Origin of the sequence: Photorhabdus namnaonensis (assembly GCF_001684335.1) — a bacterium.
GTDB lineage: Bacteria > Pseudomonadota > Gammaproteobacteria > Enterobacterales > Enterobacteriaceae > Photorhabdus > Photorhabdus namnaonensis.
In genome coordinates, this window is record NZ_LOIC01000076.1 from 1 (window position 1) to 12,084 (window position 12,084).

The 12,084-nt window shown below is 42.8% G+C and carries 15 protein-coding genes and 1 pseudogene; 10 read left to right on the plus strand and 6 right to left on the minus strand.

Annotated elements, in window-relative coordinates; all coding sequences use genetic code 11:
- The 3 genes from Phpb_RS14595 to Phpb_RS14605 form a co-directional block, all read left to right on the plus strand.
- Window positions 1-365 (plus strand): RNA-guided endonuclease InsQ/TnpB family protein (locus tag Phpb_RS14595; protein WP_240492559.1); only part of this gene is annotated, 365 nt, incomplete at its 5' end.
- Window positions 366-569: 204 nt separating this feature from the next.
- A complete protein-coding gene (locus tag Phpb_RS14600) occupies window positions 570-914 on the plus strand; it encodes a hypothetical protein (RefSeq protein ID WP_065390974.1) in 345 nt (114 codons plus the stop codon).
- A complete protein-coding gene (locus tag Phpb_RS14605) occupies window positions 911-2,107 on the plus strand; it encodes a DUF3322 domain-containing protein (protein WP_065390975.1) in 1,197 nt (398 codons plus the stop codon). Before Phpb_RS14600 ends, Phpb_RS14605 begins: the two co-directional genes overlap by 4 nt.
- 60 nt (window positions 2,108-2,167) lie before the next feature.
- Here the strand turns inward: Phpb_RS14605 and Phpb_RS14610 are convergent, their stop codons facing one another.
- From Phpb_RS14610 to Phpb_RS14620, 3 genes are read right to left on the minus strand one after another with little or no spacing between them, the layout of a single operon-like run.
- On the minus strand, window positions 2,168-2,530 hold the full coding sequence (locus Phpb_RS14610; protein WP_240492560.1) for a LysR substrate-binding domain-containing protein: 363 nt from the start codon (window positions 2,528-2,530) through the stop codon (window positions 2,168-2,170).
- Window positions 2,527-2,946, minus strand: coding sequence for a helix-turn-helix domain-containing protein (locus tag Phpb_RS14615; RefSeq protein WP_046397624.1), 420 nt, complete (start codon window positions 2,944-2,946; stop codon window positions 2,527-2,529). Before Phpb_RS14615 ends, Phpb_RS14610 begins: the two co-directional genes overlap by 4 nt.
- On the minus strand, window positions 2,943-3,254 hold the full coding sequence (locus Phpb_RS14620) for a type II toxin-antitoxin system HigB family toxin (protein ID WP_065390976.1): 312 nt from the start codon (window positions 3,252-3,254) through the stop codon (window positions 2,943-2,945). The genes Phpb_RS14615 and Phpb_RS14620 overlap by 4 nt, the downstream gene beginning before the upstream one ends.
- 345 nt (window positions 3,255-3,599) lie before the next feature.
- Between Phpb_RS14620 and cynS the strand changes: the two genes are divergently transcribed.
- Window positions 3,600-4,070: a cyanase gene (gene cynS, locus Phpb_RS14625; RefSeq protein ID WP_065390977.1), complete on the plus strand. Its 471-nt coding sequence runs from the start codon at window positions 3,600-3,602 to the stop codon at window positions 4,068-4,070.
- A gap of 71 nt (window positions 4,071-4,141) precedes the next feature.
- Here cynS and Phpb_RS14630 read toward each other — a convergent pair whose 3' ends face one another.
- Together Phpb_RS14630 and Phpb_RS14635 are read right to left on the minus strand one after the other, a co-directional pair.
- Entirely contained in the window at window positions 4,142-5,656 is a 1,515-nt protein-coding gene (locus Phpb_RS14630) for a flavin-containing monooxygenase (RefSeq protein ID WP_240492561.1), read from the minus strand.
- A 23-nt stretch (window positions 5,657-5,679) separates the two neighbouring features.
- Window positions 5,680-6,555: an alpha/beta fold hydrolase gene (locus Phpb_RS14635; RefSeq protein WP_065390979.1), complete on the minus strand. Its 876-nt coding sequence runs from the start codon at window positions 6,553-6,555 to the stop codon at window positions 5,680-5,682.
- 641 nt (window positions 6,556-7,196) lie between these two features.
- On the opposite strand from Phpb_RS14635, the gene Phpb_RS14640 reads away from it, so the two are divergent.
- The 4 genes from Phpb_RS14640 to Phpb_RS14655 all read left to right on the plus strand — a co-directional run bounded on the left by Phpb_RS14640 (window position 7,197) and on the right by Phpb_RS14655 (window position 11,157).
- Window positions 7,197-7,694 carry a hypothetical protein gene (locus Phpb_RS14640; RefSeq protein ID WP_065390980.1) on the plus strand — a complete coding sequence of 166 codons (498 nt, stop codon included), beginning with the start codon at window positions 7,197-7,199 and terminating at the stop codon, window positions 7,692-7,694.
- Window positions 7,694-8,164 (plus strand): hypothetical protein, encoded by a 471-nt coding sequence (locus Phpb_RS14645; RefSeq protein WP_065390981.1) that lies wholly within the window; start codon window positions 7,694-7,696, stop codon window positions 8,162-8,164. The genes Phpb_RS14640 and Phpb_RS14645 overlap by 1 nt, the downstream gene beginning before the upstream one ends.
- A 503-nt stretch (window positions 8,165-8,667) precedes the next feature.
- Window positions 8,668-9,909, plus strand: a complete 1,242-nt coding sequence (locus tag Phpb_RS14650) for an ATP-binding protein (protein ID WP_065390982.1) — start codon at window positions 8,668-8,670, stop codon at window positions 9,907-9,909.
- A gap of 309 nt (window positions 9,910-10,218) precedes the next feature.
- Window positions 10,219-11,157 (plus strand): helix-turn-helix domain-containing protein, encoded by a 939-nt coding sequence (locus tag Phpb_RS14655; RefSeq protein ID WP_065390983.1) that lies wholly within the window; start codon window positions 10,219-10,221, stop codon window positions 11,155-11,157.
- A 75-nt stretch (window positions 11,158-11,232) separates the two neighbouring features.
- Here the strand turns inward: Phpb_RS14655 and Phpb_RS23875 are convergent.
- Window positions 11,233-11,313 (minus strand): annotated as a pseudogene (locus tag Phpb_RS23875) (IS3 family transposase); the annotation flags it as partial.
- Window positions 11,314-11,321: 8 nt separating this feature from the next.
- On the opposite strand from Phpb_RS23875, the gene Phpb_RS14660 reads away from it, so the two are divergent.
- Together Phpb_RS14660 and Phpb_RS23880 are read left to right on the plus strand one after the other, a co-directional pair.
- Window positions 11,322-11,702, plus strand: coding sequence for a hypothetical protein (locus Phpb_RS14660; protein ID WP_131817518.1), 381 nt, complete (start codon window positions 11,322-11,324; stop codon window positions 11,700-11,702).
- A gap of 299 nt (window positions 11,703-12,001) precedes the next feature.
- Window positions 12,002-12,084: helix-turn-helix domain-containing protein (locus Phpb_RS23880; RefSeq protein ID WP_165603302.1), on the plus strand; the 83-nt coding region annotated here is incomplete at its 3' end.

Genomic DNA, 12,084 nt, shown 5'->3' on the forward strand with positions numbered 1-12,084 from the left:
AGACACTGAAATCGGCCAACATGATGAAGAATCACCACCTTGCCCGCGCTATCGGGGATGCGGGCTGGCATGGCTTCATCAAGAAACTCGAATACAAAGCCGCAGAGAAAGGGGTTCATCTGGTGAAGCTCGATCAGTGGTTCGCCAGTTCGAAAACCTGTCACTGTTGCGGTTACAAAATGCCAGAACTGCCGCTGCATAAGCGGAGCTGGCCATGTCCTTGCTGTGGTGTCGAACATGATCGTGATATCAACGCAGCGCTCAACATCGAGCGCAAGGGCATACAGGAATTACAGGCGGCGGGACTCGTCGTTTCTGCCCACGGAGGCCAGCGTAAATCCGTTGCATCGACGGTGGCGGCCTGAGAAGTGGGAAGCCTTGCCGTTTACGGCGGGGAGCAGTCACCTCTCCTGAAAGCATGCTCCTTAAATCACCTGATGAAAAACTAGATACTTCAGGTGCTGAAGAACAGATCAACTCTCGAGAACCGAGTATGCAGATGCTGGATTGTCTTGATGTTGTTCAAATTCGATTAATTGCTGAGAGAACGTTAGCAACGTTAAAAGAGTTTGGCCTATGTTTTGACGCCAGATGGCTATGATCGACCGGTTTACTGTACTGTTTTCTTGGACGAAGCATTCTCAAATACGGCTGAAACGGTAAGTCGGCGTGTACTCCGAGTATTTAGAGAGCTCCACATTCACGTTAATTTGATCACGCCTTATAAGAACTTGAATCTGGCAAGAGAATCGGCTCGTTCACTACTCATTGCGGAAAGAGACCAGGAAAACCATGACAGCCATTTATGTGAAGTGACTTGGGAAGAAATTGACCGGAGAATGGGCGAAGAGAAGGAGAAAAAGTTGTCTGATGAGGCTGCTGATCTGGGTATCGAGCTTGAGAAACTGACATGAAAAAAGGGCAGTATGAGGTGCATTGGGGGTTATTGCCAGCGCAAGTTAAGAGCATCATTAGACAGCGTGAGTGGGATAACCTTTCCTCACTAAAAGCCCGGCTACTGGGCAACAAAGCATTTCCTATTCGCGTTGGCTTAAAGCCACCCAAAGGGAATTCTGCCATATTAGATATAGCTCATTTTCAACGGTTTATTGATGAATGGAGATCATTTCCCTATCAAGATGTTGTGGAGTGGTCTTCCAAAAATTTCCGGGAACTATCTGAGCAACGAATCCCGACTTTTGTTGTCATTGAATCAATGCAACATTTGATTCAATTTTTAGGAAATGATGCTCTTTCCCGAAGTAAGGTATGGGAAAGAAATATGAAGCCATTTTTGCGGATTGATAAAGATCTCTATCCTGCATTGGTTAAATGTATAGATATTGTGGAAAAACTCTCGTTGAGAGATGCGGAATTATTAGCGAAATTGCTGCCACAATTAAAGCAAGGCTTGGGGGAAGGACAATATTTAAGAGCACTGCCACTCATGGGGATTGATACTAAGTTTCTTGAGAACCACCAGCTCCTGATTGAAGAGCTAGCCGATATCATTCACAAGGGAGCTGTTTCGGCATCAGGTGGTCTTATTTCCTGGTTAGGGTGTGCAATAAATCCCAAAGGTTGGTTAACTATCAGGCCGCTTTGCCATGCCGCGACTGCGGCGCTTGGGGGAATGCCGATACTACAAATACCCGGCGAATTACTTAGAAAGCACGAACTTCCGGCATCGAATATTCTAATAGTAGAAAATTTACAGTCTGGTTTGGCATTATCCGAAATGCTTGACACGATAGCGGTGATCGGAGGAGGTAAAAACATTGCTTGGATGGATGCGGCATGGCTGAGAAATAAACGTGTAGGATATTGGGGAGATATTGATACTTGGGGGTTGTCTATTCTCAGTGATGCCAGAAACAAGTTTGTGGATATTGAGCCTCTGATGATGGATGTTGAAACCGTTAAAATTCATGAAGACAGAATGGTTCCTGAATCAAATCCAGTAGAATCCAATCCTTCATCGCTAAATGAGGATGAAACAAAGTTGTTTAATGATCTTATCTCTGGCCGGTTCCAATCTTCACGTTTAGAGCAAGAACGTCTTTCAGCTGATTACATTAGAGACAAGCTTATGGATTGGCTGTCCTAACTATATACCTAACTACACCTAACTACAGCAGCCGCCAGACACGATATTTTTTCCATATTATCAAAAATCATCACTTTCTTGGTGTACATCGAAACGGTGCGTGATTAGATTGGCGAATGCCTGACTCGCAGCGCTTCGATATGCCCCGCTGCGCCACAACAGCACTGCATTACGCTGCGGTAACGTAGGTTGAATGGCAATGGAATAGAGTCTGGCCTGCTCGTGGGCTATGACATCAGGTAACAAAGTCGCGAGTCGTCCTCGACGGACAATTTCTACGATTGCACTGATTGAGTTGGCTTCAATTGCAATGCGCGGAGTGATTCCCTGTTTCTGGAAGTACAAATCAATATGGCTCCGCGTTGCAAAGTCTTTACTTAGCAAAATCCGCCGTAAACCCTCGACAGGGCGGGGAGTAGTCACAGAAATAGATCCGGCCTTACGTTGAAGCGCTTGGAAAGCGCTTTAATATGCGCAATCGTTAATGAGCGCTTACCAGATAGAATCTGGCTGACAAGTGATTTGGAGCCAATTTCTTCTTTCAGGTCTGAGTAAGAGAGCCTGTATTGATCCATCAACACACGCAGCGCTGCTACACCGGTTGGTATGTCATCCACTGCTTTATTAAATGCAGCAAAGCGTTCATTGTTGTTTTCATACTCAGCGATTTTAGTGGCTAGAAAGTCAATCAGTGGATTTTCATCATCGTGCTCAATGAGGTAATCCACCATTGCCAGCGCGTCATTATAGGCATCCTCGGAAGTGCAGCTCCCTAAGAAGGGAACAGCAGCTACCAGTACCTTTGTGGCTTCAAGTGCTTTGGTAGGTTCTGCAATCATTCTTTCGTCTCCCGATACTGCTTAGTTAATTTGTTATATTCTGCATGAGTGGCTATATGCTTGACATATAGGCGTTTATTAACGAAATTTATATAGGCAATCATTCGTAAGTTTTGCCCACCTATGTCTATTACCCACCATTTGTCTCTGTACTTGAAATTATCAAGACTGGGGAACTGACTTCGTAATTCCACAGGGCTCTCAAAATCTTTTTCTTTTAACTGCTTATACGTTGCAATAATTGCATCTGCATCATTTGGGAAATCGCGAGCAGCTTTCTCAAATGGATCTTTGGAAATAACGTGCATGTCACTCACTCAGTTTACATCATGTAAACACTATAGCGTCATCATTTTCCGTTTACAAGATGTAAACAACAAAAAACAAATACGTTGCCGCAGAACGACAATCAACTATTGGAAAATATTATAGAGATGATAGTAATCCGATCTTTGACGCTATAGATAAACTCGTTCATTCTTTATCCATCCGCTTTCTTATCGATCACGATGGAGTGAAGACATGCCGGATATTATTGAAGGCTTTTTACAATTCCAGCGCGAGGTATTCCCAAAACGCTGCGAGCTTTTCAAGCGGCTTGCCACCAGCCAAAATCCACGTACTAAATAGCTTATTAATCCAAAGGAATCATTATGACACAATCTCAATACTCCCAAACTCCTCGTCAGGTCCTGACCGATGCTATCATCGACGCCAAAACACACAAAAATTTGACGTTTGAGGATATTGCACAAGGAACCGGTCTGAGCCTCACATTTGTCACCGCGGCACTGCTCGGCCAACATCCTTTGCCCGCCGATGCTGCGAGGATTGTGGTTGACCGACTTGAACTTGACGAAGATGCCTTCCTTCTGCTGCAAACTATCCCTGTACGTGGCAGTATTCCCGGAGGTGTGCCGACAGATCCGACTATTTACCGATTCTATGAGATGGTACAGGTTTATGGTTCAACGCTTAAGGCGCTTGTCCACGAGAAGTTTGGTGATGGCATTATCAGTGCGATTGACTTTAAACTTGATATCAAAAAGGTTGATGATCCCAATGGTGGTTCACGCGCTGTAATTACGTTAGATGGGAAGTATTTGCCGACTAAACCGTTCTAAAGTAATTGCTGGCATCGGCAAGAGGTTTGAATTTGAGAGACAAACCTCCTGCTGTTTCAAATTAAAGTTTATTAACTAGCCACTTCGGTTTTTGCATAAAATGTATAGGGAGTGGGATCAAAATTGCCGTTTTTCTCCCTGAATGAATGAGCAAAATCAGGCCATACTAATGTTAGGCGCTTATTGCGGGAATCACGGTACCAGCTTGTACAATTATCTCCAACCCATACCGTACCATTAATCTGCTTTTGTAATTCAGCTAAATAACGATCTTGAGCTTCGGGAGAAACCTCAAGTATGTAATTGTTATTTTTCCTGCTGTATTCAATCGCGCCAAGAATGTACTCTATTTGAGATTCAATCATGTAAATGATTGAGTTATGAGTAAGCGTCGCATTTGGCCCGTTGATAATAAACAGGTTTGGAAAACCAGTCACTGTGGTTGACGCAAAAGCTTCCATGCCTTGGGACCAGTGATCAGCAAGGCTGAGACCATCACGACCATGAACCAGGCGGGTATAAGGTGGTTGGGTGGTTTGAAAACCGGTACAAAAGATCAGCACGTCAAGCGGATAACTGTTCCCGGCCACTGAGACCGCATTTTGTCCATCTATGCGCTGCAAGGCTGATGCTTCGAGTTTAACGTTATCCCGAAGAAGAGCGGGATAATAGTTGTTGGCAATCAAAATCCTTTTGCAACCAGGTTCATAACTCGGGGTGAGTTTCGCGCGTAACTCTGGATCGGGAATTTGCTGTTTAAGGTGATCTGAGGCTATATGTTTTAATACTGCAACATATTGCGGAATAGAACGGCGAGCTGGATACAGCGATTCAAAATGCCAGAATATATCTGAACGAACTGCACGCATAGACTCTGGATCGCGTCGGAAAGTCTGTTTTTCAGTATCAGAATAACTTCGATCAGGACGTGGAATAATATAGGATGCGTTTCGCTGGAAAATAACGAGTTCAGAGACACTTTTAGCCACTTCAGGAACTAGCTGAGTTGCTGAAGCACCCGATCCGATGATGCCTACTCGCTTACCTTGCAGAGAGATATGGTGTTTCCAGCGGGCTGAATGAAAAATTTCCCCGGTAAAGCTGCTCAGACCTTCGATTTGTGGCAGATTTTCATCTGTTAAATGCCCTGTGCCTGCTATCAAGAATTGCCCACTGAAAACTCCCTTGGCGGTGATAACTATCCAGCGCTCTTTTTGGTTGTCCCAGTAGGCTTTTTCAACGTTGGCGCCAAAACGAATATGAGGCAATAATCCTTCATCCTTGGCTGTGGCTTGAAGATAGGCATATATCTCATGGCCGGGCGAAAAGACATGAGACCAATCAGGATTAGGGCGAAATGAGTAAGAGTAAAGATGTGAGGGTATGTCGCAGGCTACGCCGGGATAAGTGTTATCGCGCCAGGTGCCTCCTACATCATCTGCACGTTCGAGAATAAGAAAATTTTGCTGAGCTCGCCGCTTAAGCTGAGCTCCCATACCAAGGCCGGCAAAGCCGGCGCCGATGATAATAATCTCTACATCTGTGACCTGTGATATATCTGTATCTGGTGCGCTTTTATTCATCATAGTTCTCCAGAGGATCAACGGGATTATGGCAGGTCTGAAGGGATTATGGTTCCGGCAGGATAAAACGAAGGGTTCGCGCAGAATTGGTCAATAACCTGCATCAACTGCGCAGGACGTTCATAAACGACTGCATGTCCACACTCTATCTCTGTAAAGCGTGCATCCTGAATTGCGCCAAACAGAGCTTTGCTGTGGCGGATAGGCGTTATTTGATCATGCGTACAGCCAATAATCAGTGTTGTGGCTTTTATCGTAGGAACAATTTGAGTGATATCAACCCGGCCATTAAGGTCCATTTGTAACGCTTCAAATTCCCCTGGTATGGCATTTTCGAAGCTGATTGCAAACTGATCTGGAAACATATTTACATGATTGGGAGAGCTGAAAGCGCAAAACATCACAAAGTCTGCAATCGCAGGTGATTGGATCTCATATAACTGATGCCAGACAGATAAAAATCGTTCCATCTGTAAATCTGTTTTCATCCATCCTGCAATCAAAACTAAATTACAAACTAGGTCCGGACGTTTAGCGGCAACAGAAGCAGTAACGACAGCTCCTAAAGAGTAACCTATCAATGTGACAGTCTCTCCCAACGCTGCTGCTTCAATAACGGCTTCGACCTGCTTTTCAAGATGTTCAAGGGTAAGCGTTTCATTTGCCTTTACTGGTTGAGAAAAATCTAGGGATATAACTCGATTTTCCGCGGCAAGCAGTTGAAAGAGATAACCGAAATGTATCTCTGTGCTGCCGCCAGTGCCATGTACCAGGACGATAGGATTTTTCTTGGCGTTACTCTTTATTGGATCGAGAGGTTGAGATGTGAAGAACTTTACCTCTTTTCCATCTACGTTTATGACACTTTCGTTGATATTAAATTTTTGCTCGGACTTATTCATGGTAATTAAATATCTCTTGATAGATATAGGTTATAAGGAAGCCAAATATAGATAATTAAATAATTGTCTTGTTGGTTGCTTAGTTAAATTAATAACTAAGTATAGAGTTATTGTCAAATTATAAAATTAAAATAGTATCGTGATTGAATATTTATATTATTATAAATTCCAATATTAGGCCTTATTTATTGTATTTTAGCGATATTGCAGACAGAAAAAAATAAGTTGAAACCTATTAATTAAGTCATGAATCTATTTTTAAATATAATTCAATAAATATCAATGTATTATGGTGTAAATGTGTTGGGTTTCCTTGTTGATTTCTTATTTCACATTGACAGGTTTTCATCTTCATACCATAGTGATTACATCACTTTTTTTATGTGATTGCATTGTTAAATAATTTGACTCATCTATTGCTTGGATATTATTGATTGATAATTTATATAATTAAGAATTATCATTAATATATATCAGATCATTTTTCGAAATATTTTATAAAGTATTTTTTCGCTCTGACAGCATTCTGCTATAACGCCTGACTTGGTTTATACAATTCATCAACGTGTATAGTCTGCTTCAGAGAGATAAAACTGAATGACATCATCGGATATTTAACACATCTGTTCAGGAGATGAAAAATGTCTACTCGAATCGTGAATGAACAACATCAACAATATGCGATAGCAGAAGGTGAAAAACGTGCTATACGCACAATTAAGCTATTTATTGCTCTGGGCTTTATCGCAGAGGCTGGATTTCTTTTAATGGGGCTAATGTTGTTTCCCGATCATGGTCCCTTGGTATGGCGCCTCGTGTGGGCTCTTGGTCTATGTGGTATCGGTATGGGGGCTGCCGTTGGGGGATTGACTTACTTAGTTTCATCTCGTTTGACTCCCGGAAGTACCGGAGCTTATATCGTGACCGCAGTGAGTAGTACTTTGCTGTTTAGTGTTTGCCAGACGCTTTGCTGGGGATTGGACCATAACGTTGGGCTGAATTATTGGGGTTCAATAGACATGCCGTTGTTGTTCCTTATTAAAGGATACACTGCCGCACTGATTGCCGGCATTCTGGGCAGCTTCCTGCTTAATTCTGTGAAAGGTGCAAGATTCCTTACTTATCTTAAGGTGTTTTAGTGAATAAAAAGTCGAGTTTGCCTAATAGCTTTGCTATTTCTGTATTTCTGGCGGTGCTGGCCGCATGTCTGAATCTTATATTATGGCGCGCCGATATTCTGGAAATGGCGCACGACTCCGCACTGAAAGGGCTAATGGCTATTTGGTATCTATTAGGATGGGGTTTTGCTCCGGGTTGCCTGACCGCGCTCACCATCAATTCAATCAGGGGAAGATTACCTCAGAGGGTGGGTTCGGTGACTGCAACGCTCATCAGCTTTCTACTGGTTACAGGGATTTGCGGTTTAGTTTATGCTTATCTGACAAACTCCGTTTTTATGCAAATTGCTATGGGTGGTGAAGCTCATCATCACCCGGCCGCAAACAACGGAACTATTCTGGGTTTTATTATGCAACTGCTACCCAGTTTATGTGCAACGGTTATTTCAATCATGAATGCTTTTTCGATAAAAATGGGAAAGGCGGTTTAGACTATAAGATTTGAAATTCTTGGCAGCTAAACCGCTGTTTTGAATAGTGGGTGAAAAGCGTAGCTAGTAGACGGTTCTTCTCCCATCTTGTCATGGTGCTCAGTTCACCGACATAAAGCGAAAGATATTCGGCCCCAGTTTTGCGAATGCAAGATTGTGGCTTCCCCACCAATACAGCTTTACAGTAAGCTTTTTAAGTCCGCTGGCGTCGATTCTTCTACCGTCTGATATTGTTAGATTTATTCCTCCAATTACCCTAGTTTTTCGTTACAGTCGGGCCTTTAAACCCAAGGGAAAAGTTTTGATTGACGTGTAAGAGCGTCAGAAATCGACAAATAGACGGAAAGGAAACCAACAAATAGACGCTATCTAAACCAGCATTTGGACGATGTGATAACCAGCAAATAGACGCTGTACAAACCAGCATTTGGACGATAGCATAGCCAACAAATAGACGGAGCAATTTAAGCTTCATTCTCTACATTGAGCATAAAAGAACAACCTTGAATAACACACTACACCCAAGATACATAGCACTACAGCTCAAGGCAGCATTGGCTGATACACCAGTGGTGTGTCTGCTTGGTCCTCGCCAAGTCGGCAAAACAACGCTGGCGAAATCTCTAGAGCCTGGGCGGGTTTACCTAACTTTCGATGACAGTACTTTGCTTAACATAGCTAAAGCCGATCCCACCGGATTTGTACAAAGCTTGCCAGAACGTGTCACACTGGATGAAGTACAGCGTGTGCCGGAGATCTTACCTGCCTTAAAAGCAACTATAGACATTCATCGTCAACCGGGACGGTTCATACTAACTGGTTCAGCTAATTTGCTGTTACTGCCTGGAGTACAGGAATCATTGGCAGGTCGTGTCGAGGTGATCTATTTACAGCCACTTTCTGAACAAGAAAAGCAGCATAGTCCCACATCGCTACTCGAACAGCTGATCACGAACAAAATCTCTCCTTCAATCAAAGGGGAACAAATCCTCATTGAAGGTGTAGTAGAAGCTGTAGTACAAGGCGGTTATCCAGAGCCGAATACGCGCAGTGAGGCGCGGGCTCGTCAGTGGCATAAGCAGTACCTCAACGCCATTATTCAACGTGATGTAAAAGACATTGCAGCGATTCGAGATGAAGATGAGTTACTGCGACTTATCAAGACTCTTGCACTGCGTACTGGTAACTTATTGAACATCAGTGGATTGGCGAAAGATCTGGGTCTTCAGCGAGAAACCGTGGATAAATACATCACCATTCTAGAGCGCTTGTTCTTAGTGAGGCGCTTACCGGCCTGGCATAAAAACCAAGCCAAACGTTTAATTAAAGCCCCTAAAGTTCATGTGGTGGATTCGGGTCTGGCTTGTGCTTTAAATAATCTGAGAGTCGACGATTGGCATAACCTTAGTCATGATTTTGGTGCGGTACTTGAAAGCTTTGTGGTGCAACAATTGATCTGCCAATCAGGTTGGAGTGAACATGAACTGCACTTCTCCCACTATCGTGATAAAGATCAGGTTGAGGTTGATCTGGTTATTGAAGATGGTCGAAAAATTTGGGGGGTCGAAGTTAAAAAAGCGGCCAGCATACAGTCGAAAGACGGTATGGGATTGGCTAGATTAGCTTCACTGGCTGATAGGGATTGGCAGGGTGGCATCTTACTTTACACAGGTAACAATTGCCTGCCAATTAGCCACATACCGAACACATTTGCAGTACCAATGAATGCGCTTTGGGGACATTGATATCCACCACGTCCTAAAGGACGTGGATTCCTACAAGTTTCAGATCGTAGTCTGAATCTCTTCAGTGGGTTCCTGCTTCAACGAATGTCTTAACTGCCTCCTTCCCCCACAAAAAGGTAAACATCTGGTCTAAAGGACGTCTTAATTCAGCCCTAACTTCACTTGAAACAAAGCTCCATGCAGATAAATACTGGAAAATTAATAAATTGCAATTTTTTAGTAAAAAGTTATTGAAATATACTAAAACATAAGCAAGACTATTTTTACTACATAGTTAGATATATTTAGTAAAACAAAAGGAACCTCACAATGATAAGTGAAGCTTTAGTAGAACTAGCCCTGCGTACTTTATCCTGTACCCAAAAAGAATTAGCCAGTCAGCTTGGTGTGTCCCCCACCCAGATCACTAAATGGAAAAAGGGTGAGCATATATCTCTGGATATGGAAAAGAAACTCCGGGATGTAGCAATGATAGGTGAACTGGACCCTGAATTTATTCTCTGGGCGGGTTCTTATGAAGAAGCCATTAAATGGCAAAAACTCATATACCGTCTTGCTGACATGGCTCACGATAATGCAGAGACTGGATATATTACTTACCCCTTGTTGGACGAGATGGATCTCTTATGTTCAAAAGTTTCCAGAGTACTTACAGACGTGGGGATAAAGCCGCCGAAGTCATTCCCTGAAGAGCTGGACGTTGATGAAGATGAAGAATTTTGGGAGGCGATAGAAAAGGATAATTACGCTAATATCATCTACAAGATCTTCAATGCACTTAATAATGTTTATGGCTTCTACGCTGCTTACATTTCTGACTTCATCTATGATGAAGAGTTAGATTTATTTGAAACAGAGGCAGGAAACATTGAGCCCTGCTTGGTTGCTCTGGCTGCCTGTAAAATTGAGGTTGATACAAAACTGGCTCCTAGGTACCAAGAATTTAAATATGATGTTATTAAAGATTACGAAAAATGGCTTAATATTGTTAAGGATAAGGCATTTCGGGCTGGTGTTCCTCTTAGGGCAGAACTTCTAGCGTTAATTTATGATTCTGGTGACGATCTCCGTCACGAAGCCGAAGCAGAAAGTTTAGGGTTTAATTCTTCACGTATCCATCCAGACATTTATATGAACGAACTTCTGGTCGGCATGCGTACGATTCACCAAGTTCTTCCCGCGATATTGAAAAAGCTGGAAATTGACAAAGAATTCAAACTAGATCCATCTGCTTTTCATATCGGATGATTCTACTGTTAAACATCGGCTCATTTGGCAGATTCCTTCAAACTGAAGTTATCCCAAAAAGTTGGGCAGGTTACATTAAGCAGCTAATAACGTCTGAGTTCGGAACTCTACCGGACTCAGGCCATTTAACTTTAATCTAATTCTTTCATGGTTATAACCGCCGAGTGAGTCGTGGAGAATTGGCTTTCATGCTTATTGGTGCCGGCCAGCATATTCCTGAATTAGTGGAAATGGCTACCGGTATTGATATGTGGAAAGCAGTTATACAGGTTTCGTTAAATATTTCACCTGACTTAAGTGAGAAATGCAATAAATATGCCGCTATTTCTTATATCACCGCACCTTCTGGTATTGTTAAAAAGATAAATTACACAAAGAATGACTTTATCCATTTTGATGTTAACGTTGGAGAACATATTGAATCACTTAAAAATAGCTCTCAACGATTAGGGTATGCTATTGCGTGTGGCGTAACAGCGGAGCAGGCTGAATCTGATAGTCACCGCCTTAAAGAGAGTGTTATTATCGAAATAGAGTCAATATAACTCAATTACGTATCCTGGTGAATCAATGGCATCTCTATTCAGATTATCTTTATTAAAACATTTACCTCCCCCAATTTTTATCATGTTATTAGGGACACTATTAACAAGGGCCGCTTATTTTATGGTTTGGCCTTTCTTAGCAAAATCCGCCGTAAACCCTCGCCCAATGCGGGCGGTGATATAAGGCGAAAAGCCCGCAGGGCTTTCAGGTTATTAACCATCACGTTCACTGGCAGCCGGGGGGGACACGGCCCCAAAAAGCGGTTAAAATACATAAACTATCCCGATGAGCGTTGATGATGTTAAGAGCCACCAAAGTCCGCATTTACCCGACACCCGAACAGGCTGATTATCTCAATGCTCAGTTCGGTGCGGTCCGTTT

What these genes read in the sequence shown, in the direction of transcription:
- Phpb_RS14630 (WP_240492561.1), bottom strand. Translation starts at nt 5,656, where the DNA reads ATGATGAATAAAAGCGCACCAGATACAGATATATCACAGGTCACAGAT.
- Phpb_RS14640 (WP_065390980.1), top strand. Translation starts at nt 7,197, where the DNA reads ATGTCTACTCGAATCGTGAATGAACAACATCAACAATATGCGATAGCA.
- Phpb_RS14655 (WP_065390983.1), top strand. Translation starts at nt 10,219, where the DNA reads ATGATAAGTGAAGCTTTAGTAGAACTAGCCCTGCGTACTTTATCCTGT.
- cynS (WP_065390977.1), top strand. Translation starts at nt 3,600, where the DNA reads ATGACACAATCTCAATACTCCCAAACTCCTCGTCAGGTCCTGACCGAT.
- Phpb_RS14615 (WP_046397624.1), bottom strand. Translation starts at nt 2,946, where the DNA reads ATGATTGCAGAACCTACCAAAGCACTTGAAGCCACAAAGGTACTGGTA.
- Phpb_RS14635 (WP_065390979.1), bottom strand. Translation starts at nt 6,555, where the DNA reads ATGAATAAGTCCGAGCAAAAATTTAATATCAACGAAAGTGTCATAAAC.
- Phpb_RS14620 (WP_065390976.1), bottom strand. Translation starts at nt 3,254, where the DNA reads ATGCACGTTATTTCCAAAGATCCATTTGAGAAAGCTGCTCGCGATTTC.
- Phpb_RS14605 (WP_065390975.1), top strand. Translation starts at nt 911, where the DNA reads ATGAAAAAAGGGCAGTATGAGGTGCATTGGGGGTTATTGCCAGCGCAA.